The organism is Micromonospora citrea (genome assembly GCF_049629545.1).
Taxonomy (GTDB): Bacteria; Actinomycetota; Actinomycetes; order Mycobacteriales; family Micromonosporaceae; genus Micromonospora; species Micromonospora citrea_A.
Genome location: NZ_JBNADX010000012.1, coordinates 120776 through 146302 on the forward strand (window position 1 = coordinate 120776; position 25527 = coordinate 146302).

Annotated in this window: 25 protein-coding genes and 1 pseudogene; 17 read left to right on the top strand and 9 right to left on the bottom strand. The window is 71.3% G+C overall.

Annotated features, from left to right (window positions below; genetic code table 11):
• Nucleotide 1: 1 nt before the first annotated feature.
• From ACPFP2_RS15435 to ACPFP2_RS15475, 9 genes are all read left to right on the top strand, one after another.
• Entirely contained in the window at nt 2-235 is a 234-nt protein-coding gene (locus ACPFP2_RS15435; protein ID WP_088975803.1) for an ATP synthase F0 subunit C, read from the top strand.
• A 27-nt stretch (nt 236-262) separates the two neighbouring features.
• Nucleotides 263-802 (top strand): F0F1 ATP synthase subunit B, encoded by a 540-nt coding sequence (locus tag ACPFP2_RS15440; protein ID WP_088975802.1) that lies wholly within the window; start codon nt 263-265, stop codon nt 800-802.
• Nucleotides 802-1623, top strand: a complete 822-nt coding sequence (locus ACPFP2_RS15445; RefSeq protein ID WP_424089850.1) for a F0F1 ATP synthase subunit delta — start codon at nt 802-804, stop codon at nt 1621-1623. The genes ACPFP2_RS15440 and ACPFP2_RS15445 overlap by 1 nt, the downstream gene beginning before the upstream one ends.
• Before the next feature lie 87 nt (nt 1624-1710).
• Nucleotides 1711-3351: a F0F1 ATP synthase subunit alpha gene (gene atpA / locus ACPFP2_RS15450; RefSeq protein ID WP_424089851.1), complete on the top strand. Its 1641-nt coding sequence runs from the start codon at nt 1711-1713 to the stop codon at nt 3349-3351.
• Between the two features lie 9 nt (nt 3352-3360).
• The gene (locus ACPFP2_RS15455; protein WP_424089852.1) at nt 3361-4290 is read left to right on the top strand and encodes a F0F1 ATP synthase subunit gamma; all 930 of its coding nucleotides are present in this window, start codon (nt 3361-3363) and stop codon (nt 4288-4290) included.
• Nucleotides 4290-5729 (top strand): F0F1 ATP synthase subunit beta, encoded by a 1440-nt coding sequence (gene atpD, locus ACPFP2_RS15460; RefSeq protein ID WP_424089853.1) that lies wholly within the window; start codon nt 4290-4292, stop codon nt 5727-5729. Before ACPFP2_RS15455 ends, atpD begins: the two co-directional genes overlap by 1 nt.
• 219 nt (nt 5730-5948) lie before the next feature.
• Nucleotides 5949-7091, top strand: coding sequence for an LCP family protein (locus tag ACPFP2_RS15465; protein ID WP_424089854.1), 1143 nt, complete (start codon nt 5949-5951; stop codon nt 7089-7091).
• A 146-nt stretch (nt 7092-7237) separates the two neighbouring features.
• Nucleotides 7238-7516, top strand: coding sequence for a F0F1 ATP synthase subunit epsilon (locus ACPFP2_RS15470; RefSeq protein ID WP_088975797.1), 279 nt, complete (start codon nt 7238-7240; stop codon nt 7514-7516).
• A 12-nt stretch (nt 7517-7528) separates the two neighbouring features.
• Entirely contained in the window at nt 7529-7984 is a 456-nt protein-coding gene (locus ACPFP2_RS15475) for a DUF2550 domain-containing protein (protein WP_424089855.1), read from the top strand.
• A gap of 128 nt (nt 7985-8112) precedes the next feature.
• On the opposite strand, the pseudogene ACPFP2_RS15480 reads toward ACPFP2_RS15475, so the two are convergent.
• Nucleotides 8113-8402 (bottom strand): annotated as a pseudogene (locus ACPFP2_RS15480) (hypothetical protein).
• Complete coding sequence (locus ACPFP2_RS15485; RefSeq protein ID WP_424089856.1) at nt 8378-8950, bottom strand: cob(I)yrinic acid a,c-diamide adenosyltransferase; 573 nt, start codon at nt 8948-8950, stop codon at nt 8378-8380. The pseudogene ACPFP2_RS15480 and the gene ACPFP2_RS15485 overlap by 25 nt, the downstream one beginning before the upstream one ends.
• Here ACPFP2_RS15485 and murA point away from each other — a divergent pair.
• Complete coding sequence (gene murA / locus ACPFP2_RS15490) at nt 8949-10391, top strand: UDP-N-acetylglucosamine 1-carboxyvinyltransferase (RefSeq protein ID WP_424089857.1); 1443 nt, start codon at nt 8949-8951, stop codon at nt 10389-10391. The genes ACPFP2_RS15485 and murA overlap by 2 nt on opposite strands.
• 190 nt (nt 10392-10581) lie before the next feature.
• Entirely contained in the window at nt 10582-11430 is an 849-nt protein-coding gene (locus ACPFP2_RS15495) for a 3-hydroxyacyl-CoA dehydrogenase family protein (RefSeq protein WP_424089858.1), read from the top strand.
• A gap of 134 nt (nt 11431-11564) precedes the next feature.
• On the opposite strand, the gene ACPFP2_RS15500 is transcribed toward ACPFP2_RS15495, so the two are convergent.
• Both ACPFP2_RS15500 and ACPFP2_RS15505 read right to left on the bottom strand, forming a co-directional pair.
• A complete protein-coding gene (locus ACPFP2_RS15500; protein WP_424089859.1) occupies nt 11565-12410 on the bottom strand; it encodes an ABC transporter permease in 846 nt (281 codons plus the stop codon).
• Nucleotides 12410-13255: an ABC transporter ATP-binding protein gene (locus ACPFP2_RS15505; RefSeq protein ID WP_424089860.1), complete on the bottom strand. Its 846-nt coding sequence runs from the start codon at nt 13253-13255 to the stop codon at nt 12410-12412. Before ACPFP2_RS15505 ends, ACPFP2_RS15500 begins: the two co-directional genes overlap by 1 nt.
• 151 nt (nt 13256-13406) lie before the next feature.
• Here ACPFP2_RS15505 and ACPFP2_RS15510 point away from each other — a divergent pair, with 151 nt between their 5' ends.
• Entirely contained in the window at nt 13407-15416 is a 2010-nt protein-coding gene (locus ACPFP2_RS15510; protein ID WP_424089861.1) for a protein meaA, read from the top strand.
• A 58-nt stretch (nt 15417-15474) separates the two neighbouring features.
• Here ACPFP2_RS15510 and ACPFP2_RS15515 read toward each other — a convergent pair whose 3' ends face one another.
• From ACPFP2_RS15515 to ACPFP2_RS15525, 3 genes are all read right to left on the bottom strand, one after another.
• Entirely contained in the window at nt 15475-15771 is a 297-nt protein-coding gene (locus ACPFP2_RS15515) for a DUF1540 domain-containing protein (RefSeq protein ID WP_424089862.1), read from the bottom strand.
• Between the two features lie 73 nt (nt 15772-15844).
• On the bottom strand, nt 15845-16291 hold the full coding sequence (locus ACPFP2_RS15520; protein ID WP_424089863.1) for a hypothetical protein: 447 nt from the start codon (nt 16289-16291) through the stop codon (nt 15845-15847).
• A 9-nt stretch (nt 16292-16300) separates the two neighbouring features.
• On the bottom strand, nt 16301-17275 hold the full coding sequence (locus ACPFP2_RS15525; protein ID WP_424089864.1) for a polysaccharide deacetylase family protein: 975 nt from the start codon (nt 17273-17275) through the stop codon (nt 16301-16303).
• Between the two features lie 934 nt (nt 17276-18209).
• On the opposite strand from ACPFP2_RS15525, the gene ACPFP2_RS15530 reads away from it, so the two are divergent.
• Nucleotides 18210-18794, top strand: a complete 585-nt coding sequence (locus tag ACPFP2_RS15530; protein ID WP_424089865.1) for a hypothetical protein — start codon at nt 18210-18212, stop codon at nt 18792-18794.
• Between the two features lie 88 nt (nt 18795-18882).
• Here the strand turns inward: ACPFP2_RS15530 and ACPFP2_RS15535 are convergent, their stop codons facing one another.
• On the bottom strand, nt 18883-19500 hold the full coding sequence (locus tag ACPFP2_RS15535; RefSeq protein ID WP_424089866.1) for a DUF4126 domain-containing protein: 618 nt from the start codon (nt 19498-19500) through the stop codon (nt 18883-18885).
• Nucleotides 19501-19571: 71 nt separating this feature from the next.
• Between ACPFP2_RS15535 and nucS the strand changes: the two genes are divergently transcribed.
• Complete coding sequence (gene nucS / locus ACPFP2_RS15540; RefSeq protein ID WP_424089867.1) at nt 19572-20231, top strand: endonuclease NucS; 660 nt, start codon at nt 19572-19574, stop codon at nt 20229-20231.
• Between the two features lie 12 nt (nt 20232-20243).
• On the opposite strand, the gene ACPFP2_RS15545 is transcribed toward nucS, so the two are convergent.
• Nucleotides 20244-21743 carry an aldehyde dehydrogenase family protein gene (locus ACPFP2_RS15545; protein ID WP_424089868.1) on the bottom strand — a complete coding sequence of 500 codons (1500 nt, stop codon included), beginning with the start codon at nt 21741-21743 and terminating at the stop codon, nt 20244-20246.
• Nucleotides 21744-21977: 234 nt separating this feature from the next.
• Between ACPFP2_RS15545 and ACPFP2_RS15550 the strand changes: the two genes are divergently transcribed.
• The 3 genes from ACPFP2_RS15550 to ACPFP2_RS15560 all read left to right on the top strand — a co-directional run bounded on the left by ACPFP2_RS15550 (nt 21978) and on the right by ACPFP2_RS15560 (nt 25523).
• A complete protein-coding gene (locus ACPFP2_RS15550) occupies nt 21978-22415 on the top strand; it encodes an FHA domain-containing protein (protein WP_424089869.1) in 438 nt (145 codons plus the stop codon).
• A 137-nt stretch (nt 22416-22552) separates the two neighbouring features.
• Nucleotides 22553-23611 carry an alpha/beta fold hydrolase gene (locus ACPFP2_RS15555; protein ID WP_424089870.1) on the top strand — a complete coding sequence of 353 codons (1059 nt, stop codon included), beginning with the start codon at nt 22553-22555 and terminating at the stop codon, nt 23609-23611.
• 121 nt (nt 23612-23732) lie between these two features.
• A complete protein-coding gene (locus tag ACPFP2_RS15560) occupies nt 23733-25523 on the top strand; it encodes a 3-hydroxyacyl-CoA dehydrogenase family protein (protein ID WP_424089898.1) in 1791 nt (596 codons plus the stop codon).
• Nucleotides 25524-25527 lie beyond the last annotated feature (4 nt).

Consider the following 25527-nt stretch of genomic DNA (forward strand, 5'->3'; position numbering starts at 1 on the left):
AATGGACATCTACGCCGCGGTAGAGGGCAGCACCGCCGCCATCGGCTACGGTCTCGCGGCCATCGGCCCGGGCATCGGTGTCGGCCTGGTCTTCGCCGCCTACATCCAGTCGACCGCCCGCCAGCCGGAGTCGTCGCGGATGACCCTGCCGTACGTCTGGATCGGCTTCGCCGTCATCGAGGCCCTCGCGCTGCTGGGCATCGCCTTCGGCTTCATCTGGCAGGGCAACCTCTAATTCGGCCCCTCGACCGGGAGGTCTTCCATGTTCTTCCTCGCCGCAGAGGGTGGTGAGTCGACCCACAACCCGATCGTGCCGATCTGGCAGGAGATCGTGGTCGGTGGTATCGCCTTCATCCTGCTCTGCATCGTGCTGATGAAGTTCGTCTTCCCGCGCATGGAGCAGACGTTCCAGGCCCGGGTCGACGCGATCGAGGGTGGCATCAAGCGTGCCGAGGCCGCCCAGGCCGAGGCCAACCAGCTCCTCGAGCAGTACCGGGCTCAGCTCGCCGAGGCGCGGACCGACGCCGCCAAGATCCGGGACGACGCCCGGGCCGACGCGGAGGGCATCCGGCAGGACATCCTCGCCAAGGCGCGGGAGGAGTCCGACCGGATCATCGCGGCCGGCAAGGAGCAGCTCGCCGCCGAGCGGGCCACCATCGTGCGCGAGCTGCGCACGGAGGTCGGCACCATCGCGGTGGACCTGGCCAGCAAGATCGTCGGTGAGTCGCTCGCCGACGAGGCGCGTCGCAAGGGCACCGTGGACCGGTTCCTGAGCGGTCTCGAGAGCACGGGGGCCCGCTGATGCAGGCCGCCAGCCGGGAGTCGTACAAGGTCGCGGCCGAGCGCCTCGACGCGTACGTCCGCGGCGCGGAGCCGTCGGCGGTGGCCACCACCGCCGACGACATCCTCTCCGTCGCCGCCCTGCTGCGGCGCGAGCCGCGGTTGCGCCGGGCGCTGTCGGACCCGGCGCGCTCCGGCGCGGACCGCTCCGGCCTGCTCGGTGAGATGCTGCGGGGCCGGATCGGCGCGGACGCGCTCGACCTGCTCGCCACGCTGGTCTCCGGCCGGTGGTCGGTGCCCTCGGAGCTGCTCGACGCCACCGAGCGGCTCGGCGTGGAGGCGCTCCTGGCGAGCGCCGACTCCGCCGGCGAGCTGGGCGAGGTCGAGGACGAGCTGTTCCGCTTCGGGCAGGTCGTCTCCGGTTCCCCGGAGCTGTCGAGCGTGCTCTCCGACCCGATGGCCCCGGCCGAGCGGCGGGCCACCCTGGTGGACCAGCTGCTCGCCGGCAAGGCCCGTCCGGTCACCGGCTACCTCGTCGGGGTCGCCCTCGGCGGGTTCGGGGGACGCTCCTTCAGCGGGGCGCTCACCCGGCTGGTCGAGCTGGCCGCCGACCGGCGGGACCGGCAGGTCGCGTACGTGACCGTGGCCGCCCCGCTGAGTGACGAGGAGGAGCGACGCCTCGGTGCGCGCCTCTCCGCCATGTACGGTCGAGAGGTTTCCGTCAAGCAGACGGTGGACCCGGAGGTGCTCGGTGGGGTGAGCGTGCGGGTCGGTTCCGACCTGTACGACGGCACCGTCCTGCGCCGCCTCAACGAGACCCGCAACGCGCTCGCGAAGCGCTGACCAGCGTCCTCGCAGCCCTTTGATCGACGCCATTCGGACCGGTCGGTACTAGGTATCCCGGGCCCCTGATACTTAAGGAAGCAGAGGATGGCCGAGCTGACCATCTCGACGGAGGAGATCCGCGGCGCCCTGGAGCGCTACGTCTCCTCCTACTCGACCGACGTCTCCCGCGAGGAGGTCGGCACCGTCGCCGACACCGGCGACGGCATCGCCCACGTTGAGGGCCTGCCCTCGACCATGACCAACGAGCTCCTGGAGTTCGAGGACGGCACGCTCGGCGTGGCGTTGAACCTCGACGTCCGGGAGATCGGTGTCGTCGTTCTCGGTGACTCCGCCAAGCTGGAGGAGGGGCAGCGCGTCAAGCGCACCGGCCGGGTGCTCTCCGTGCCGGTCGGCGACGCCTTCCTCGGCCGCGTGGTCAACGCGCTCGGCCAGCCGATCGACGGGCTCGGCGACATCGCCAACGAGGGCTTCCGCGAGCTGGAGCTCCAGGCCCCGAACGTGATGGCCCGGCAGTCGGTCGACGAGCCGCTGCAGACCGGTATCAAGGCCGTCGACGCCATGACCCCGATCGGCCGTGGCCAGCGTCAGCTGATCATCGGTGACCGGAAGACCGGCAAGACCACGGTCGCCCTGGACACCATCCTCAACCAGCGGGACAACTGGCGCTCCGGCGACCCGAAGAAGCAGGTCCGCTGCATCTACGTCGCCATCGGCCAGAAGGCCTCCACGATCGCCTCGATCAAGGGCATCCTGGAGGAGGCGGGCGCGATGGAGTACACCACCATCGTCGCCTCCCCGGCCTCCGACCCGGCCGGCTTCAAGTACCTCGCCCCGTACACCGGCTCGTCCATCGGCCAGCACTGGATGTACGGCGGCAAGCACGTCCTGATCGTCTTCGACGACCTGAGCAAGCAGGCCGAGGCGTACCGGGCCGTGTCCCTGCTGCTGCGTCGCCCGCCGGGCCGTGAGGCGTACCCGGGTGACGTCTTCTACCTGCACTCGCGCCTGCTGGAGCGCTGCGCGAAGCTCTCCGACGAGCTGGGTGGCGGCTCGATGACCGGTCTGCCGATCATCGAGACGAAGGCCAACGACATCTCGGCCTTCATCCCGACCAACGTCATCTCCATCACCGACGGCCAGATCTTCCTGGAGACCGACCTGTTCAACCAGGGCGTCCGGCCGGCCATCAACGTCGGCACCTCGGTCTCCCGGGTCGGTGGCGCCGCGCAGGTGAAGCCGATGAAGAAGGTCGCCGGCTCGCTGCGGCTGAACCTGGCGCAGTACCGCGAGCTGGAGGCGTTCGCCGCCTTCGCCTCCGACCTGGACCGGGCCTCCCGGGCCCAGCTGGAGCGTGGCTCCCGCCTGGTCGAGCTGCTCAAGCAGCCGAACTACTCGCCGTACCCGGTGCAGGAGCAGGTCGTCTCCGTCTGGGCCGGTACCGAGGGCAAGCTGGACGACGTCCCGGTCGGTGAGGTGCGCCGCTTCGAGTCGGAGTTCCTCCAGTACCTGCGCCACAAGCACGAGGGCGTCCTGGCGGCCATCGCCGACAACAAGTGGGGCGACGACATCGTCGCCTCGCTCGACTCGGCCATCGCCGAGTTCAAGCGGGTCTTCCTGGGCAAGGAGGACGAGCGGCGGATCAACGAGCCCCCGGCCAAGCCGCTGGAGGGCGAGGAGAGCCGCGAGACGGTGACCCGGTACGCCGACGACGCCGAGAAGCAGTAGGGCTGACTCATGGCGGCCCAGGTACGCGTTCTTCGTCAACGGATCCGCTCGGCGAAGGGGATGAAGAAGATCACCAAGGCGATGGAGCTCGTGGCGACGAGCCGCATCGCCAAGGCCCAGGCCCGGGTGGAGGCGTCGCTGCCGTACGCCCAGGCCATCACCGGCGTGCTCACGGCGCTGGCCTCGAACGCCCGGATCGACCACCCGCTGCTCACCCCGCGCGAGCGGGTGCAGCGGGCGGGTGTCCTGCTCGTCACCGCCGACCGCGGTCTGGCCGGCGGTTACAGCTCCAACGCGATCAGGACGGCCGAGTCGCTGATCGCCCGGCTCAAGGCCGACGGCAAGGACCCGGTGCTCTACGTGATCGGGCGCAAGGGCGTCTCCTTCTACCGGTTCCGCAACCGGGAGATGGCGGCGAACTGGACGGGCTTCTCGGAGCAGCCGACCTTCGAGGCCGCGCGTGAGGTGGGCGGGACGCTGATCAAGGCGTTCACGGCCGGCGCGGACGACGTGGACGGCGACGCCGGGGCGGACGGTGTGCTCGGGATCGACGAGCTGCACATCGTCTACACCGAGTTCCACAGCCTGATGACCCAGAACCCGGTCACCAAGATCATTGGCCCGATGCAGGTCGAGGACCGTCCGCGGTCCGAGGGTCTGCTGCCGGCGTACGAGTTCGAGCCGGAGGCGGAGGCGCTGCTCGACGCGCTGCTGCCGAGGTACATCAACACGCGGATCTACGCGGCGTTGTTGGAGTCGGCGGCGAGCGAGTCGGCGGCCCGGCGGCGGGCGATGAAGAGCGCCACCGACAACGCCGAAGAGATGATCGAGAAGTACACGCGTGAGATGAACTCGGCCCGCCAGGCCGGGATCACCCAGGAGATCAGCGAGATCGTCGGCGGCGCGAACGCGCTCGCCGCGTCGGGAAGTGAAGTGTGATGACTGCCCCAGTAGAGACCAAGACGGCCACGGGTCGCGTGGTCCGGGTCATCGGCCCGGTCGTCGACGCCGAGTTCCCGCGCGACGCCATGCCGGCCCTGTTCAACGCCCTGCACGTCGACGTGAACCTGTCCGGCGGTGAGAAGACGCTGACCCTGGAGGTCGCCCAGCACCTGGGTGACAACATGGTCCGCGCCATCTCGATGCAGCCGACCGACGGCCTGGTCCGCGGCACCGAGGTGCGCGACACCGGCTCGCCGATCACCGTGCCGGTGGGCGACGCGGTCAAGGGTCACGTGTTCAACGCGATCGGCGAGTGCCTGAACCTGACCGAGGGCGAGACGCTCACCCCGGACGACCACTGGGGTATCCACCGCAAGGCCCCGGCCTTCGCGGACCTGGAGCCGAAGACCGAGATGCTGGAGACCGGCATCAAGGTCATCGACCTGCTCGCCCCGTACGTCAAGGGCGGCAAGATCGGCCTGTTCGGCGGCGCGGGCGTGGGCAAGACGGTGCTCATCCAGGAGATGATCACCCGGGTGGCCCGGAACTTCGGTGGTACCTCGGTCTTCGCCGGTGTGGGGGAGCGGACCCGTGAGGGCAACGACCTCATCGCCGAGATGACCGAGTCCGGCGTCATCGACAAGACCGCGCTGGTCTACGGCCAGATGGACGAGCCGCCGGGCACCCGGCTGCGGGTCGCCCTCTCCGCGCTGACCATGGCGGAGTACTTCCGCGACGTGAAGAAGCAGGAGGTGCTGCTCTTCATCGACAACATCTTCCGCTTCACGCAGGCCGGTTCCGAGGTCTCCACCCTGCTCGGCCGGATGCCGAGCGCCGTGGGTTACCAGCCGACCCTGGCCGACGAGATGGGCGAGCTCCAGGAGCGGATCACCTCCGTCCGGGGCCAGGCCATCACCTCGATGCAGGCGATCTACGTGCCCGCCGACGACTACACCGACCCGGCGCCGGCCACCACGTTCGCCCACCTGGACGCGACCACCAACCTGGAGCGGTCGATCTCCGACAAGGGCATCTACCCGGCCGTGGACCCGCTGGCGTCCTCGTCCCGGATCCTCGCCCCGGAGTTCGTCGGCGCCGAGCACTTCGCGGTCGCCACCGAGGTGAAGCGGATCCTGCAGAAGTACAAGGACCTGCAGGACATCATCGCCATCCTGGGTATCGAGGAGCTCTCCGAGGAGGACAAGCTCACCGTCGGCCGGGCCCGGCGGATCGAGCGCTTCCTGTCGCAGAACACGTACGCCGCCGAGCAGTTCACCGGCGTGCCGGGCTCCACGGTCCCGATCGCGGAGACCATCGAGGCGTTCCGGAAGATCAGCGAGGGCGAGTACGACCACTTCCCCGAGCAGGCGTTCTTCATGTGCGGCGGTCTGGACGACCTGGAGAAGAAGGCGAAGGAGCTGATGGCGGAGGGCTGAGACCTCCACCACACCCGCGAAGGCCACCCCGGCGATGCCCGGGGTGGCCTTCGGCCGTTCCGTTGCCGGTTGGTGCCCGGCGTCCGGTTCCCGGGCGAGCGATTCCCACTTCGGCGGGGTACCGTTTCGTGCGCGGCGTCCACGAACGGATGTCGATCCCGTGCAACGTTTCGGCTCCGTCCGCCCGTCTCTGAGTCGTGGGTGTGACGACGAATGGAGATGCCCGTGGGTAAGGCCGGCAAGGGCGGTGGCAAACCGTCCGTGTGGGCGGGCGTGCCGCGGTGGGCCCGCGTGTGCACCCTCTTCGGGGCCGTGCTCATGTTGCTCAGCGGCGCCGTGCTGGTCGGCTCCGAGGCGCTGCTGGCCCGGTACGAGGGCGCGGTCGGCAAGGCCGACCTCTTCGGTGACCAGGCGGCCGGGGCGCAGGAGCGCAAGAGCGACATCAAGGGCCCGTTGAACATCCTGCTGGTCGGGGTCGACCCGCGCAAGCCGGAGACCCCGCCGCTGGCCGACTCGATCATGGTGCTGCACGTGCCGGAGTCGATGGACCGGGCGTACCTCTTCTCCATGCCGCGCGACCTCTACGTCGACATCCCGAAGTTCGACAAGGCCAACTACGGCGGCGGCAGCGGCAAGCTCAACGGGGCCATGTCGCACGGCAGCATCGTGCAGGGGCAGAACCCGAGCGTCGCGCAGGGCTTCGAGCTGCTCGCCAAGACGGTGCAGCAGGTGACCGGGATCGAGCGCTTCGACGCCGGCGCGATCATCAACTTCACCGGCTTCCAGAAGATCGTCGACGCGATGGGCGGCGTCGACATGTACATCGAGCGGGACGTCAAGTCCGAGCACCGCGAGCCGGACGGGAAGCACCGCAAGGGCAACCCGTACGGCGAGGGCTACATCGGTCCGCAGGCGGAGTACAAGAAGGGCACCCAGCACCTGAGCGGCTGGCAGGCGCTGGACTACGTCCGGCAGCGCTACCCGAAGAACGGCGTCCCGGACGGCGACTACGGTCGCCAGCGCCACCAGCAGCAGTTCGTCAAGGCGATGGTCAAGCAGGCGTTCAGTGCCGACGTGGTGAGCAACCCGATCAAGCTGGACCGGGTGGTCCGGGCCGCCGGGCAGTCGCTGACCTTCAACGGCCGGGGCAACAGCGTCGTCGACTTCGCCATCGCCCTCAAGGGCGTCCGGGCGGAGAACGTCGAGCTGATCAAGCTGCCGGGGGAGGGGATCGGCACCGGTTCGGCGTACCGGGGGGAGCGGCTGCTGCCCGTCGCCGAGGACTTCTTCACCGCCCTGCGTAACGAGCAGCTCGACGCCTTCCTGCTGGAGCATCCGGAGTTCCGTAACCGGAACAAGTGACCACCACGTCCCGAGCGGGCCGGCGCCGTGCCGGCCCGCGCCGGCGTGTCGCGCCCGCGGTGGCGCAGGTCTCGCCACCCGCGTTGGGTCGGCCACGGCGGCGGGACTAGACTTTCGACAATCCGCCGCCGCAGCAAGGAGACAGCGTGGCACAGCAGCTTCACGTCGAGCTCGTAGCCGTCGAGGAGAAGGTCTGGTCCGGCGAGGCCGAGATGGTCGTCGCCCGGACGACCGAGGGTGAGCTGGGTGTGCTGCCGGGGCACGCGCCCCTGCTCGGCCAGCTCGCGGAGCCCAGCCAGGTCCGCATCAAGCAGGCCGGCGGGGAGCAGGTCGCCTACGACGTCGCCGGCGGCTTCCTGTCGGTGACCGGTGAGGGCGTCACCGTCCTCGCCGAGAGCGCCACCCCGGCCACTCCGGCGCGCTGAGCCGACCCGCCGATGGAGATCGTGGAAGGGATCGGAATCGGCATCGCGGTGGTTCTCGCCGCAATCCTGATCCTTTTCGCCCGGCGGGCGGTGGTCACCCGTAGCGGGGGCATCATCCGGCTCGGCGTACGGGTCACCACGGTCCTCGACGGTCGCGGCTGGTCCCCCGGCTTCGGCCGCTTCGTCGGCGACGAGCTCCGGTGGTACCGGCTGTTCAGCTTCGCCCTACGCCCCAAGCGGGTGCTCTCCCGCAAGGAGTTGATCGTGGAGCGGCGCCGGCTGCCCGAGGGGCAGGAACGCTTCTCCATGCCCGCCGACTGGGTGATCCTCCGGTGTACCAGTCAGCACGCGCCCGTCGAGATCGCCATGGCGCGCTCCACGGTCACCGGGTTCCTCTCCTGGCTCGAGGCCGCCCCACCCGGGGCGGCCTCGCCGCGTCTGGCGTCCCAGGACTGGCCGGCTGCCTGACGCCCGCTCTGCGCTCCGGAGTTCGGGGGAGCCCACCCGCTCCGGGCGGTCAGGCTTGATCCCTGCGCGGGCGGGCTTCCCCGAACTCCTCATGCCCTGCCGCGTGTCACGCTCTTAACCTTGCACCGTTACGCCTCGGGGGATGCGACGAGTTCTACCTCGTAGCCCTGGTTGTCGGTGAGGTAGGCGGCGTAGGTGCCGGGGCCGCCGGCGTGCGGGTGGCGGTCGGGGAAGAGCAGCGTCCAGCCGTACGTCGGCGCGGCCGCCACCAGCCGGTCCACCGCGGCGGACGGACCGGCGTCCAGCCCAGCTCGCCGAGGAGCCAGCCCCAGCTCGTGGTGGCGGCGTCGAGATCGGGTACCCAGAGCTCGACGTGGTGCAGCGCGCCGACGCTCAGCGCTTGCCGCCCGGCACCCATAGCACATCCCCGTTCGGATTTGCCGACCTTGACAGGATGAACAGCAGATCGGAGAGGCGGTTGAGATACTTTGCCGGAAGGGAGTTGGTGCGATCCGGATCGTGAGCGACCAGTGCCCAGGCCGCCCGCTCGGCGCGCCGGGCGATCGTCCGTGCCACGTGCAGCAGCGCCGCGCCAGCGGTGCCGCCGGGGAGGATGAAGGAGTCGAGCTTGCCAAGGCGCGCGTTGTACTCGTCGCACCAGCCCTCGAGACGTTCGACGTACTCCTCGGTGACCCGCAGCGGCGGGTACTTCGGGTCGGGCTCGACGGGGGTGGCCAGGTCGGCGCCCACGTCGAACATGTCGTTCTGGATCGAGCTCAGCACCGCCCGCAGCTCGTCGTCGAGCTGTCCCAGCGCGAGCGCCACGCCGATCGCGGCGTTGCACTCGTCGACATCCGCGTACGCGGCGATGCGCGGATCGGTCTTCGGCACCTGCTCGTTGTTGCTCAGCCTGGTCATGCCGGCGTCGCCGGCCTTGGTGTAGATGCGCGTGAGGTGGACGGCCATGACGCACAGCCTACGGATACCGGACCTGACGATCCCGGCGCGGCCGGACCCCGCGGCCGGGTGGCCCGCCCGGGTGGGGCCCGGCGACGCCGGTGACCCGGCGGTCAGCGACGTCGACGTCATCCGGGTGGCGGGCGACGCCCGGCTGGCCGGCACGGTGCACGTGGTGGGCGCGAAGAACTCGGCGTTGAAGCTGATGGCGGCGGCGCTGCTGGCCCCCGGACGCACCGTGATCACCAACGTCCCCCGGATCACCGACATCGCGATCATGGGTGAGGTGCTGCGCCGTCTCGGCTGCGAGGTGCGCTTCGAGGCGGACGACCCGGTCGACCCGATGGCGGTCGACGGTGGGACGGCCCGGTCCCGCTCGGTCGTCATCGACGTGCCGGAGCGGCCGGGCACCGAGGCCGACTACGACCTGGTCCGGCGGCTGCGCGCGTCGATCTGCGTGCTCGGCCCGCTGCTGGCCCGCCGGGGTTACGTCCGGGTGGCCCACCCGGGTGGTGACGCGATCGGTTCCCGGGGCCTGGACATGCACATCGCCGGGCTGGCCCGGATGGGCGCGGACATCTCCGGCGAGCACGGCTTCGTCATCGCCGCCGCCCCGGAGGGGCTGCACGGCGCGGAGATCGTGCTGGACTTCCCGAGTGTCGGGGCCACCGAGAACCTGGTGATGGCGGCGGTGCTGGCCCGGGGCGTGACGGTCATCGACAACGCCGCCCGGGAGCCGGAGATCGTCGACATCTGCACCATGCTCAACCAGATGGGTGCGCGGATCTCCGGCGCCGGCAGCTCGATGCTGCGCATCGTCGGGGTGCCCGGGCTGCACCCGGTGCGGCACGCCACGGTGGGGGACCGGATCGTCGCCGGGACGTGGGCGTTCGGCGCGGCGATGACCCGGGGGGACGTCACGGTCACCGGCATCGACCCGGCGTTCCTGGAGGTGGCGCTGGACAAGCTGGTCTCGGCCGGCGCGCTGGTGGAGACCCGGGGCGACGCCTTCCGGGTACGTGCCGACGACCGTCCCTCGGCCGTGGACGTGGTGACCCTGCCGTACCCCGGCTTCGCCACCGACCTGCTGCCGATGGCGATCGGGCTGGCCGCGGTGAGCGACGGGGCCTCGCTGATCACCGAGAACATCTTCGACGGCCGGTTCATGTTCGCCAACGAGATGATGCGCCTCGGCGCGGACATCAAGACCGACGGACACCACGCGGTGGTCCGGGGGCGCGACCGGCTCTCCGGGGCGCCGGTGCGGGCCACCGACATCCGGGCCGGCGCGGGGCTGATCATCGCCGGTCTCTGCGCGGACGGGGTCACCGAGGTCTCCCACGTGCACCACGTCGACCGGGGGTACCCGGACTTCGCGGGCGACCTGCGGGCGCTCGGTGTGGAGGTCGAACGGGGCACCGCCCCGCAGGCCCCGGACCTGACCATCTGAACGCCCCGTCGCGTTCCCGCCGGTGGTGGACGCCGCCGTCGTTTGCGGCGTGTCGCGGCATCTCGGCCCTGGGATACCGCGACACGCCGCAAAGGGCGAGAAGAATGGAGTGCCGCCGGTGCCTTAGCCCTCGTTCAGGCTCGCCCACTAGGGTGCAGTCAGACACTCAATCGCAGCGAGGGAGAAGCAGATGGCGGGTCGACTCGCGGTCGTCGGTGCCGGGCTGATGGGTTCGGGTATCGCCCAGGTGGCGGCGCAGGCGGGCTGGCAGGTGACGCTGCGGGACCTGGACGACGCGGCCACCAGGCGCGGCGTCGACGGCATCCGGAAGTCGCTGGAGAAGTTCGCCGAGAAGGGGAAGATCGACCCGGCCGAGGTCGACGCCACCCTGGGGCGGATCAGCACCACCACGGACCTGGAGGCGGCGGCCGACGCGGACATCGTCGTCGAGGCGGTCTTCGAGAAGATCGAGATCAAGCACGAGGTGTTCCGCGTGCTCGACAAGATCTGCAAGTCCGACGCGGTGCTCGCCACCAACACCTCGGCCATCCCGGTCACCCAGATCGCCACGGTCACCGAGCGGCCGGAGGCGGTCGTCGGCACGCACTTCTTCTCGCCGGTGCCGATGATGAAGCTCTGCGAGCTGGTACGCGGCTACAAGACCAGCGACGAGACGATCGCGACGGCGAAGGCGTTCGCCGAGGGGATCGGCAAGACCGTCGTGGTGGTCAACCGGGACATCGCCGGCTTCGTCACCACCCGGCTGATCTGCGCCCTCGCCATGGAGGCGGTCGCGCTGGTCGAGTCCGGCGTGGTCTCCGCCGAGGACCTGGACACGGCGTGCAAGCTCGGCTTCGGCCACGCCATGGGCCCGCTGGCCACGGTCGACCTGACCGGCGTGGACGTGCTGCTCAACGCCACCCGCAACATCTACACCGACACCGCGGACTCGAAGTTCTTCCCGCCGGAGCTGCTCCAGCGCATGGCCACCGCCGGTGACCTGGGCCGCAAGACCGGCCAGGGCTTCTACCAGTACTGAGCCTGATCGACTCCGTGTCGCCGAAACGGTGGTGTCCCCGGGCCGGTGATGCCACGGCTTCGCCGCAACGGAGTGGATCAAGAAGACGAGGGGCCGGACGCGCAGGCGTCCGGCCCCGTCACGTCCGGCGGTCCTCAGCCGTCGCGCTTGGTGGTCCACCGGAAGGTGGTGAGGCACAGCACCAGGCCGATCACGCACCACAGGGCGAGCACCAGGGCGACCCGGCCCAGCTCGAACGAGCCGCCCGGCTCCCGGGCGCCGAAGCTCTCGGGCAGGAAGACGGCGCGCAGCCCCTGGCACATCCACTTCAGCGGGAACAGGGCCGCGACCTGCTGCATCCAGCTGGGCAGGCTGGTGAAGACGAAGAACACGCCGGAGATGAACTGGAGCACCAGCGCCACCGGCGTCACCACGGCGGAGCCGCTGCGGGCGGTGCGGGCCAGCGACGAGATGGCGATGCCGCAGAGGGTGCAGGCGGTCACGCCCAGCACGGAGACCCAGCCGAAGGTGAGCCACTTGCCGGCGGTGCCGGGCAGGTCGAGGTCGAACAGGGCCACCGAGACGGCGAGCAGCAGCGCGGTCTCGGCGATCCCGATCGCCACCACCATGATCACCTTGCCGGCGAACCAGACCCACTTCGGCATCGGGGTGCCCCGGTAGCGCTTGAGCACGCCCCGGTCCCGCTCGATCGGGATCCAGATGCCGAGGTTCTGGAAGCTCACCGTCATCAGGCCGGTCGCGATCATGCCGGTGATGAAGTACTGGGTGTAGCTGACCCCGGGGGCGATCTCGTCGCTGAAGATCGCCGCGAAGATCAGGATCATGATGATCGGGAAGCCCATCGTGAAGACGACGGACTCCCGGCTGCGCAGGAACTGGGTGATCTCCAGCCAGCCCTGCCGCAGGGCGAGGGCGCCCCCGCCCAGCCGCCGGGCGGGCACGGCGGCGACCGGGATCGCGGGCTTCGAGGTGGTGGTCATCAGTGTCCGATCATCTTCAGGTAGACGTCTTCCAGGGTGGGCCGGGTCACCGTGAGTCCGGGGACCTCGCCGCCGAAGCGCGCGGCCAGTTCCGCCACCAGCGCCGTCGGCGTCGCGCTCTGCGCGGTCTCCGGCGTCCCGTCGGGGGTACGCCAGGAGACCGTCGCCAGCGCCTCCTGCCGGTTGCCGAGCCGGTTCGGCGGGGCCACCTCGACCAGCCGGCCGGCGGCGATCACCCCGACCCGGTCGGCGAGGGCCTCCGCCTCGTCCAGGTAGTGGGTGGTGAGCACGATGGTGGTGCCGGCGGCGGCCAGGTCGCGGATCAGCTCCCAGAACTCGCGCCGGGCCTCCGGGTCGAAACCGGTGGTCGGCTCGTCGAGGAAGAGCAGCTCCGGACGGCCGATGATGCCCAGCGCCACGTCCAGGCGGCGCTTCTGCCCGCCGGAAAGGGTGTGGGTACGGGCGGTCGCCTTGCCGGCCAGCCCGACCCGCTCGACGACCTTGTCCGGGTCGTCGGCGTCGGCGTAGAAGCCGGAGAAGTGCCGGACCACCTCGGCGACGGTCAGCTCGTCGAACTCGCCGGTGCCCTGCAGCACGATGCCGACCCGGGAGCGGTGGCGCGGGTCCGGGTGGGCCGGGTCGCTGCCGAGCACGCGTACCTCGCCGGCGTCGCGCTGCCGGTAGCCCTCCAGGATCTCCACCGTCGTGGTCTTGCCCGCGCCGTTCGGGCCGAGCAGGGCGAACACCTCGCCCCGGTGGACGTCGAGATCCACTCCCGCCACCGCGACGTTGTCGCCGTACGCCTTGCGCAGTCCCCGTACGGAGATCGCGAGCTGGTCATCCATGACGTCAAGTGTGCGACCCGTCGGGGCCGGCCGGCTGCCGGGGGTGTGGTGGTGTCGGCCATGTCGCGCCCCGCGTACCCGGTGGTCCGCTCCATGGACCTGTGTGGTTTTCCACAGCCCGTTTTACTGAACGGTAACTTAAACTCCGGCCATGGATGAGAAGGCTCTCCCCGGCCGGCTGCCCGAACGCGACCGCCCCTGGGTGATGCGCACCTACGCCGGCCACTCCTCGGCCGCGGCCACCAACGCGCTCTTCCGCCGCAACCTGGGCAAGGGGCAGACCGGGCTCTCGGTCGCCTTCGACCTGCCCACCCAGACCGGGTACGACCCGGACCACGAACTCGCCGCCGGCGAGGTCGGCCGGGTCGGCGTGCCGGTGGCGCACCTCGGCGACATGCGGGCCCTCTTCGACGGCATCCCGCTCGCCGAGATGAACACCTCCATGACCATCAACGCGCCGGCGATGTGGCTGCTCGGGCTCTACGGCACGGTCGCCGCCGAGCAGGGCGCCGAGCTGTCCCGCTGCGCGGGCACCACGCAGAACGACATCATCAAGGAGTACCTGTCCCGGGGGACGTACATCTTCCCGCCGGCGGCGTCGCTGCGGCTCACCGCCGACGTCATCGCGTACACCCTGGGCGAGATGCCGAAGTGGAACCCGGTTAACATCTGCTCGTACCACCTGCAGGAGGCCGGCGCGACGCCGGTGCAGGAGGTCGGCTTCGCCCTGGCCACCGCGGTCGCCGTGCTCGACGCGGTGCGCGACTCCGGCCAGGTGCCCGCCGAGCGGATGGGCGACGTCGTCGCGCGGATCTCCTTCTTCGTCAACGCCGGGGTGCGCTTCGTCGAGGAGATCGCCAAGATGCGCGCCTTCGGCGCCCTCTGGGACGAGATCACCCGCGAACGCTACGGGGTCGAGAACCCGAAGCAGCGCCGGTTCCGCTACGGCGTCCAGGTCAACTCGCTCGGGCTGACCGAGGCCCAGCCGGAGAACAACATCCAGCGCATCGTGTTGGAGATGCTCGGCGTCACGTTCTCCCGGGACGCCCGGGCCCGCGCCGTGCAGCTGCCCGCCTGGAACGAGGCGCTCGGCCTGCCCCGCCCGTGGGACCAGCAGTGGTCGCTGCGGATGCAGCAGGTGCTCGCGTACGAGTCGGACCTGCTGGAGTACCCGGACCTCTTCGAGGGCTCGCACGTGATGACCGCGCTGGTCGACGGGATCGTCACCGGAGCACGGATCGAGCTGGAGAAGGTGCTGGAGATGGGCGGCGTGGTCGCCGCCGTGGAGACCGGCTACCTCAAGAGCGCGCTGGTCGCCTCGCTCGCCGACCGGCGTCGCCGGATCGAGTCCGGCGCCGATGTGGTGGTCGGCGTCAACCGGTTCACCGAGACCGAGTCGTCGCCGCTGACCGCGGCCGGCGCCGAGGCCGTCGAGCAGGTCGATCCCGCCGTCGAGGCGGCCGCCACCGCGTCCGTACGCGAATGGCGGGCCGGTCGGGACGCGGCGGCGGTGGACGCCGCGCTGGCCCGGCTCCGCGCGGACGCCGCGACCACGACGAACCTGATGGACGCGACGCTGCAGTGCGTGCGGGCCGGGGTGACCACCGGCGAGTGGGCCGGCGCGCTGCGCCAGGTCTTCGGCGAGTACCGGGCGCCGACCGGGCTGGCCGGCGCGGCCGGGGCCGGCGGCGACGCCACCCTGGGCGCGGTCCGCGAGCGGGTCGCCGCCACCGCCCGGGAGCTGGGCAGCGGCCGGCTGCGGCTGCTGGTCGGCAAGCCGGGCCTGGACGGGCACTCCAACGGCGCCGAGCAGATCGCGGTACGCGCCCGCGACGCCGGCTTCGAGGTGGTCTACCAGGGCATCCGGCTGACCGCCGGGCAGATCGTGGCCGCCGCCGTCGAGGAGGACGTCGACCTGGTCGGCCTCTCGGTGCTCTCCGGCTCGCACCTGGCCGCCGTACCGGCGGTGCTGGACGGGCTGCGCGCCGCCGGGCGGGGTGACCTGCCGGTGGTGGTCGGCGGCATCATCCCGGCCGGGGACGCCGACGCGTTGCGGGCCGCCGGGGTGGCCCGGGTCTTCACCCCGAAGGACTTCGCGTTGACCGGGATCATCGACGAGCTGGTCACCGTGATCCGGGAGGCCAACGGACTGGCCGGCTGAGCGACCCCGCCGGCCCCGCGTCCCCGGGGCCGGCGGGTGTCCTGCCGACCCGACCGTCTCAGCGGCTCTGGTACGTCATGCAGTCGGCCATGTCCATGGACCCGCCGACGCTGATCGCCGGCGCGTGGCACTCCAGTTCCGCGTTGTGCCGGCAGTCGGCCCGCTGGCAGGCGCCGACCTGGGCGATCGCCTGCCCGATCCCGCCCCGCACCGGCATCTCGATGAACGTGTGGCAGTGCGCGTGGTCGCTGCTGCCGATCGTGATGGCGAACGCGTGGCAGTCGTTGGTGTGGTTGTAGGCGCAGGACGCGGCAGCGCATTCCTGGACGCGGGGCATCTCCATCGCGGCGGTCATGACGACCCTCCCTCTCGGTTCTGCCCCCATGGTAGGCATTTGGGAGGTTTTGTCGGGCCGCTTCCGCCCGCCGTCACCCGCAGACGCGCCAGGCGCCGTCCTCCTTGACCAGGGTGAACACCTGGGTGCTCGTGCTGCCGGTCTCGGTGGTCAGCCGTACCGTCGCGCTGCCCCGGACCCGACCGTTGGTGTTGGTGACGTTCACGCCGCCCACCCGGTAGCCGACCACCTGCGGCTGGGCCTCCTGCTGCCGGGTGAACTCCGCCAGCGACGTCTGCTCCCGCCGCTGCCGGCAGAGCTGGTCGTACGCCCGCTGGTGGTCGCCCGACCGGACGGCGTCCAGGTAGGTCGTCGTGGCCTCGCTGACCGGGCCGACCGTCTCCTTCACCGCGCCGTAGACGAAGAAGCCGCCGACCGCGCCGCCGACACAGCAGAGCGCCAGCACGACGCCGACGACGACCAGGACGATCCGCAGCGGGCGGCGGCTGCTCTTCGGCGCCATGATCGGCTCGTACGTCATGGCCGCAGGCTAGGACCGGGGCGCAACCCCGGCGGTGTCGCCCAGCACCTCGGAGAGCGGGGCCGGCTCCAGCCCCCGCTCGGCCAGCCCGGCCAGGATGTGCGGCAGCGCCTCGTCGGTCATCGGCGCGTTCGCCTCGGTCACGTGCAGGATGATCACCGAGCCGGGCCGGGCCTGGCTCAGGACCGCCCGCACGATCGGCTGCCAGTACCGGGCGAACGGGTCGCCGCTGACCACGTCACCGTCCACCACGGTCAGCCCGAGCGGCGCCAGCTCGGCCAACGCCGTCCGGTCGTGACAGAGCCCCGGGAAGCGGAAGTACCGGGTCTGCCGCCCGCCGTACGGGGCGATCACGTCGAAGGTGCGCGCCACGTCGGCCGTCATCTCGCGCCGGGGCAGCGGCGTCAGGTGGTAGCAGTCCGACGTGAACGCCGCGTGCCCGTAGGTGTGGTTGGCCAGCTCGAACCGGGGGTTGGCGGCCAGTCGCCGGGTCAGCGCCGGGTACTCCCGCACCCACTTGCCGGTGAGGAAGAAGGTCGCCGGCACCCGCTGACGCTCCAACAGCTCCACGATGGCCAGGTTGGCGTACGACGGCGGGTTCGGGCCGCGCAGCTGGCGGCGCATCGCGTCGGTCATGTCCGCGTCGAAGGTGAGCGCCACCTTCCCGCCCGTACGCGGCCCGTGGTCGACGACCGGCGGCATGCTGCCCGGCTTCGTCGCGCCCGGCACGTGGGCGTCGTCGCGCTCCTGGTCCCGGCCCTCGGCGGTGCTGCTCGGCGTGGCGGTGGGCGGTGGGACGGCTGCCGGGGGTGTGGTCGGCGGGCTGCCGGCCGGGGCGGTGCCGGTCGGGGCGGTGCCGGTCGGGTTGAGGGCGGTCGCCTGCATCCGACCGCGTAGGGGATTCGGGGCGAGGAGCAGCGCGACGACGGCGACGAGCGCGACGGCGGCGGCGACGAGCGGGATACGGGTCTTCTTCACGTGCACCGGGTGATGATCGCAGCGCGAAGGTGGTGCGGGTGGCCCCCGAATGGACGACCCTGGTCGGCTGTCCTGTGGTCGGTCGCGGTGTGGCCCGACCGTTGACGTGGCGGCGCCCGCCGCGAACGACCCCCGTATGCCCCGCTCCGCTACCCCTCCCTCCCCTCCTCTCCCTCCCCTCCCTCCCCTCCCGCCCGCCCGCGATCCTGCCTCCGCCCCCTCCCGCCCCCCGCCCGCCGCGATCTTGCAGTTGTGGTGGGGGCATAGATGGACAAAGGGTCCATAGAGGTAACCCTAAGTGCAAGATCGCCGAGGTGGGGGCGGGGGAGTGGTGCAGGGGGTGTGGCTCGACCGTGCGCGGCTTGGGCGGTCAGGTTTGATACCTGCGCCGGTCACGGTCGGGCCACACCGCGTCGTGGTCGGGCCGCGGGCGGGTGTGTTCGCCTTCGGTCTGGTGGGCGGTTGGCGGGTTCGGGTGCGTTCGTTGCTGCCGGGACGACAACGATTGCGCCCGATCTGAGTGTGCGTGGTGTGCGGTATGGGTGTGGGGTGTCCGGTTCGGCGATGGCGTGGTGGTGCGTTGTGGTCCGGTTCATGCCGAATGGCGTGTGGGTCCGGTGACCGGCGGCACCGTGGTGGCGGAATGGTGGCGGGGGCGGGGTCGTTACATCATGTGTACGACCGCAGCAGCACGCCCCGCTGCCAGGCCCCGATTGCCGGGCCGGCCGGGGGGTGCGGGGCCGGAATGATGGTGGCCCGCCGGTCGTTACACATGGTCCCGGCGTCGCGAGCCTCTCGGCTTGGCGTGACCGCGATCCCCTCGGGGTTTGCGTGGAGCCGGGCATCGACTTTCCCCCTTTGAGCGCCTGTCGAGGTGCCCGCACGTGCTGTCGTCCCCCTACGGCGTGTGTGTGTCGACCCCCCGAATGGAGCTTCTGCTATGAACACGATGCTGCGTAAGAGCGTTCTGGGTATTGCTGGTCTGGCTTTCGCCGGTGGCGTGTTCGCCGGCCCGATGACCGAGGCCCAGGCCGCTCCGGTGCCGACCGCCGGTGTGGTGCAGGCCGACAAGCCGGCCGTGGACAAGGGCAAGCTGATCCCGCACGGTGTGCAGGGCCAGCAGTCGCGTATCGACCTGACCGACGAGCAGGTCGCCAACGTCAAGGCGATCATCGCCGCCACGAAGAAGGCCGGCATGGACGAGCGGGCCGCGGTGGTGTCCATCGCGACGGCGTTGCAGGAGTCGAAGCTGGAGAACCTGGGCCACCTGGGTGACCGCAACGACCACGACTCGCAGGGCCTGTTCCAGCAGCGCCCCTCCTCGGGTTGGGGCACGGTGGAGCAGATCACCGACCCCGAGTACTCCACTCTGGCCTTCCTCAAGGGTCTCAAGCAGGTCGACGGCTGGCAGGACATGCCGCTGACCGAGGCCGCGCAGACGGTGCAGGTGTCGGCCTACCCGGACCACTACGCCCAGTGGGAGCAGCAGGCCGCCGACCTCGTCGCCGAGCACTGGAACAGCTGACCCACCCACACACGCATGCTGGCCGGCACCCCACAACGGGGTGCCGGCCAGCGGCGTACGGGGGTGGCCGAGCTGTGGAGCGGGTGGGTCAGACGCGGAAGCCGGCGGCGCGGGCCGCCTCGCGTTCGCGGCGACGGTCGCCCCGGCGGCGCAGGAACCAGAAGAGGAAGGCCACCAGGCCGAGCAGGAACGCCAGCACCAGCACCGGCAGGATGATCGCCACCAGGGACATCGCCACGCTGGTCGCGTCCTCGGCGGTGCTCGCCACCGGCGCGCCGAAACCGGCGGTGGTGGCGTTGACGACGGGCCGGGCGGCCGACTTGAGCAGGTGCACGCCGAGCGCGATCACCACACCGGTGACCACCGGCACCCACTGGTTCGACGAGAAGAAGCTGTCCGGGTCGCTGACCGTCACCGTCTCGGAGCTGGCGCCGGCCCCGAAGGCAAGGCCGCCGGCGGTCGGGCGGACCACGGTCTGCACGACGTCGTTGACGTGGTCGACCACCGGCACCTTGTCGGCGACGACCTCGACGGCGAACAACGCCGCCAGGATTGCCAGGACCCAGCCGTTGCCGAGCCACTGCCAGCCGCCGGGCAGGTCGATCAGATCGGTGTACCGGGCGAGCAACCCCATGGTGAGCAGGGGGATGTAGGCGTTCAGGCCCGCCGAGGCGGCGAGCCCGGTGCCGGTGAGAACTTCGAACACCGTCTCAGCATCGCACCGGCACGCCAGTGCCGCTCGCTGGCGACGGGCCGGTCCTCGGCTACCCTCGTCGGGTGCGGCTGGTGATTGCGAAGTGCTCGGTGGACTACGTCGGACGGCTCTCGGCTCACCTGCCGCCGGCCACCCGACTGTTGATGGTGAAGGCGGACGGCTCGGTCTCGATCCACGCGGACGACCGGGCGTACAAGCCACTGAACTGGATGAGCCCGCCCTGTCGGCTCGAGGAGGCTCCGGGCGTCTGGCGCGTGGTCAACAAGGCCGGCGAGGAGCTGCGGATCACCCTGGAGGAGATCTTCCAGGACACCTCGTACGAGCTGGGCGTCGATCCGGGGCTGCGCAAGGACGGCGTCGAGGCGCACCTGCAGGAGCTGCTGGCCGCCAACCCGGAGACCCTCGGCGAGGGCTTCACCCTGGTTCGGCGGGAGTACATGACCGCGATCGGCCCGGTCGACCTGCTCTGCCGGGACGCCAACTCCGGCGCGGTCGCGGTCGAGGTGAAGCGGCGCGGCGAGATCGACGGCGTGGAGCAGCTCACCCGCTACCTGGAGCTGATGAACCGCGATCCGCTGCTCGCCCCGGTCACCGGGATCTTCGCCGCGCAGGAGATCAAGCCCCAGGCCCGCGTCCTCGCCACCGACCGGGGCATCCGCTGCGTGGTGGTCGACTACGACAAGCTGCGCGGCATCGAGCGTGACGAGCTGACCCTCTTCTGACCGGCCGCCCGCTCAGCGCCGGCCGTACATCAGCTTGGCGGCCTTGACCAGGCGGGCGACGTCGCCCGGGGTCCGCTCGAAGGTCATCGACGGCAGCAGCGATCGGGCCCGGCGCCGGGTGATCGACTTGGCCCGGCCGAACTCGCGCAGCCCGTCCTCGCCGTGGATCCGGCCGAAGCCGGAGTCACCCACCCCGCCGAACGGCAGGGTGGACATGCCGGCGAAGGTGAGCGCCGAGTTGACCGAGGCCATGCCGGAGCGCAGCCGCCGGGCGATCGCCACGGCCCGCTTGCGGCCGAAGACCGAACCCCCGAGGCCGTACGACAGGGCGTTGGCCCGGCGTACGGCCTCGTCGGCGTCGCGGACCCGGTTGATGGTCAGGGTGGGGCCGAAGGTCTCCTCCCGGACGGCCGCCGAGGACTCGGGAACGTCCACCAGCACCGTCGGGTGCACGTACGGGGGTTGCACCGCGGCCGGGCCGCCGAGCACGGCGCGCCCGCCGGCGCCGACCGCGTCGTCGATGTGCCGGCGGATCACGTCGAGCTGGCTCGGCATGGTGATCGGGCCGATGTCCGCGCCCTCGGCGCCGACGGTCAGCCGCTCGGCCTTGGCGACCACCTTGCCGACGAACGCGTCGAAGACCGGGTCGACGGCGTAGACCCGCTCGATGCCGATGCAGGTCTGCCCGGCGTTGGTCAGCGCGCCCCAGACGCACGCCTCGGCGGCGGCGTCCAGGTCGGCGTCGCTGTCGACGATCATCGCGTCCTTGCCGCCGGCCTCCAGCAGCACCGGGGTCAGCGTCTCGGCGCAGGCGGCCATCACCTTCTTCGCGGTGGCGGTCGAGCCGGTGAAGGCGAGCTTGCCCACGCCCGAGCGGCACAGCGCCGCGCCCACGTCGCCGAGACCGTGCACGGCGGTCAGCACGGGCTGTTCCCCGACCACTTCGGCGAAGCTGTCGACCAGCCACTGCCCGACGGCCGGGGTGTATTCGCTCGGCTTCAGCACGACCGTGTTGCCGGCCGCGAGGGCGTACGCGGCGGACCCGATCGGGGTGAAGACCGGATAGTTCCACGGACCGATCACGCCGACCACGCCGTACGGCTGGTATTCGAGGTGGCCGGTGAACTCGGCGAGGATCAGCCGGGAGCGGACCCGGCGCGGCCCCAGCACGCGGCGGGCGTTGCGGGCGGCCCAGTCGATGTGCTCGATGGCGGTGAGGATCTCGACGATCGCGTCGGGGACCGGCTTGCCGCCCTCGACGTGCACCAGCTGCGCCAGCTCCTCGATCCGCCGGGCGAGCAGGGCGCGCCAGCGCAGCAGCCGCTCCCGCCGCCCGGTGAAGCCGAGCCCGGCCCACCAGTCGGCGGCGGCGCGGGCGAGGTCCACCGCGCGGGCGACGTCGTCGACGGTGGCGACGGGGAACCGGCCCGCCTCCTCGCCCGTCGCCGGGCTCGTCGAGACCAGTCGACCGTCGTCGATGACCGGGGTGCCGGGGACATGCACAGCCGTCATGGCGGAAGTCTAGACCTGAGAATTACTCGCCGGTAGGGGTGCTGACGGCCGTCGAAGCGTCCGACGCCGGCACCGAAGCGGTGGCGGGCCGGAGCGGGTCGGCCGGCCGGGTCACGAATCGGCCAACGTGAGTTGTCCGGCCGGGGTCGCGGAGGTGGCCGGCCGGGTGGTGAGGTGGTGGTGCGCAACTGGCAGGCTGAGCCGGGGTGACGGTGGGTGGGGAGCTGACTGTCCATGGAGGAACATCCGGAACTGACGCCGTTGATGACGGTGACGGCGGGCACGATGCGTGGGGCCAGCTTTCGGCTGAGCCCGCGGCCACAGGTGATCGGGCGCACGCCCGACGCCGACATCGTGGTGCCCGATCCGCACCTGAGCCGGCGGCACGCCGAGGTGCGACTGACCGACGCCGGGGCGCTCCTGGTCGACCTGGGGTCGACCAACGGGACCTGGCTCAACGACCGGCGGATCACCGGCGCCGAGCCGCTCGCCGACGGCGACGTCATCCGGCTCGGCCGTACCGAACTGCGCTTCTTAGACCCGGGGCTGGCCACCACCGACCCGGTGGGGCTGCGCTTCCTCGGCGGGGGCGGCGGCGACGCACGGCGCAGCCACCGCCCGACCGTGCCGCTGCCGGTGGCCTCGGTCGGCCGGGGCGACGGCCCCGCCTGACTCGCTGACACGCCCCGGCTGAGCCGGCGTACCGGCGGCTGCCCGGGCCGAGCCGGGGGTGGTCCCCACCTCCGGCGGGCGGATGATGGTCGGCCGGACCATGGACCGGGGTCACCGGCCGTGGCAGCATGCCGCGGATGGAGACCGAGCAGCGGACCGTGGCGGCCAACGGCATCACCCAGCGGGTCCGGGTCGCCGGCCCGTCGGACGGCGTGCCGGTGCTGCTGGTGCACGGCAACGTCTCCTCGTCCGCCTTCTGGGAGCCGCTGATCCGCCGGCTGCCGCCGATGCTCCGGGTGGTCGCGCCGGACCTGCGCGGGTACGGCGACACCGAGCCCGCCCCGCTGGACGGGACCCGGGGGCTGGCCGACTTCGCCGACGACGTGGCCGCCCTGCTCGACGTCCCGGGGCTCTACCCGCCCGGCGCGCGACCGGTGGTGGTCGGGCACTCCCTCGGCGGGGGCGTGGCGATGCGACTGCTGGTGGACCGACCCGATCAGGTGGCGGGCCTGCTGTTGGAGGCCCCCGTCTCCCCGTACGGCTTCGGTGGCACCCGGGATCTCGACGGCACCCCGACCACCCCGGACCTCGCCGGCACCGGTGGGGGCACGGCCAACCCCGGGTTCGTGGCCCGGCTCGCCGCGAAGGACCGGAGCGTCGACGGCCCGACCAGCCCGCGCACCGTGCTGCGGACCGCCTACGTCGCCGACCCGGCCAGCCTCGGCGACGACGAGGAGCTGCTGCTGGACAGCGTCCTGAGCACCGTGGTCGGCGACGACAACTATCCGGGCACCGGGACGACGTCCCCGCACTGGCCGGGCACGGCGCCGGGGGAGCGGGGCGTGTTCAACGCCCTCGCCCGCTTCCGGGTCGCCGACGAGCTGGTCGCCGTCGGAGACAAACCGCCGGTCATCTGGGTACGCGGCGACGCCGACGTGATCGTCTCCGACACCTCCCTGTTCGACCTGGCGTACCTGGGGTCGCTCGGGATGGTGCCGGGCTGGCCGGGTGAGCGGGCGTGCCCGCCGCAGCCGATGGTCGGGCAGACCCGGGCGGTGCTGGAGCGCTACGCCGCCGCCGGAGGCTCGTACCGGGAGGTGGTGCTCCCCGGCTGCGGGCACAGCCCGCACCTGGAACGGCCGGCGGAGTTCGTGGCGGAACTGCTGGCGCTGGCCGGGGTGCCGATCACGAACTGAGCCACTGCGTGAAATATCCCACGGCGTCTCGACAACGTAGCGTCACGTGGCAGACTCCGGCGCATAACCTTAGCGGCCGTTCATGTCGATGGCGGCGGAGTCGATCCTGGGGAGGCCGGACGTGGCGCGCGAGTTCACCAGTGTGGGTGTGGTGGGTCTGGGCACCATGGGTGCCGGCATCGTCGAGGTGTTCGCCCGCAACGGCGTCGACGTCGTCGCGGTGGAGATCTCCGAGACCGCCCTGCAGCGCGGCCGGGCCACCCTGACCGGCTCCACCGACCGGGCGGTCGCCAAGGGCAAGCTCGCCGAGGCCGACCGGGACGCCCTGCTGTCCCGGGTCGACTTCCAGGTCGGGCTGGACGCCCTGCACTCGGTCGACCTGGTCATCGAGGCCGTCCCCGAGCACCTGGACCTCAAGCAGCGGATCTTCGCCGAGCTGGACCGGGTCTGCAAGCCCGAGGCCATCCTGGCCACCAACACCTCCTCGCTGAGCGTCACCGAGATCTCGGTCGCCACCACCCGGCCCAACCAGGTGATCGGCATCCACTTCTTCAACCCGGCTCCGGTGATGAAGCTGGTCGAGGTGGTCCGCACCGTGGTCACCTCCGCCGACGTGGTCGCCGACGTCGAGGCGCTCTGCAAGCGGCTCGGCAAGGTCGACGTCACCATCAGCGACCGGGCCGGCTTCATCGCCAACGCCCTGCTCTTCGGCTACCTCAACCACGCCGTCGGCATGTTCGAGTCGCACTACGCCAGCCGCGAGGACATCGACGCCGCGATGAAGCTCGGCTGCGGCCTGCCGATGGGTCCGCTCGCCCTGATGGACCTGATCGGTCTCGACACCGCGTACGAGATCCTGGACACCATGTACCGGCGCGGCGGGCGGGACCGCCGGCACGCCCCGGTGCCGCTGATCAAGCAGATGGTCACCGCGGGTCTGCTCGGCCGCAAGTCCGGCCGCGGCTTCTACACCTACGAGCGGCCCGGCTCCCCGGTGGTCGTACCCGACGAGCAGACGCCCGTGGCCACGGAGTCGGCGCTCGCCGACGGCGCGCGCGGCATCATGAAGGTCGGCGTGGTCGGCTCCGGCACGATGGCCACCGGCATCATCGAGGTCTTCGCCAAGGCCGGCTACGAGGTCGTCTCGGTGACCCGGGGCGCGGAGAAGTCCGCCAAGGTCTTCGAGTCCGTCAAGACCTCGCTCAACAAGGGCGTGGTACGCGGCAAGCTCAGCGAGGCCGACCGGGACGCCGCGCTGGGCCGGATCAACTGGTCCGCGACGCTGGAGCACCTGGCCGACGTCGACCTGGTGGTCGAGGCGGTGGTCGAGGAGCTGAGTGTCAAGAAGGCGCTCTTCGCCAGCCTCGACGAGATCTGCAAGCCGGGCGTCGTGCTCGCCACCACCACCTCCTCGCTGCCGGTGATCGACGTGGCGATGGCCACCCAGCGTCCGGCCGATGTGGTGGGTCTGCACTTCTTCAACCCGGCGCCGATCATGCCGCTGGTCGAGGTGGTGCAGACCATCCGCACCTCGGCCGAGACCACCGCCACCGCCAAGGCGGTCTGCGCGGCGCTCGGCAAGACCGGCGTGGTCTGCGGCGACCGCTCCGGCTTCATCGTCAACGCGCTGCTCTTCCCGTACCTGAACGACGCGGTGAAGATGCTGGAGGCGAGCTACTCCACCGCCGACGACATCGACCACGCGATGAAGCTCGGCTGCGGCTACCCGATGGGTCCGTTCGAGCTGCTCGACGTGGTCGGCCTGGACGTCTCGCTGGCCATCCAGCGCGAGCTGTACCTGGAGCTGCGCGAGCCGGGCTTCGCGCCCGCGCCGCTGCTGGAGCACCTGGTCACCGCCGGCTACCTGGGCCGCAAGACCGGTCGCGGTTTCCGCGACCACACCCGCCGCTGACTCC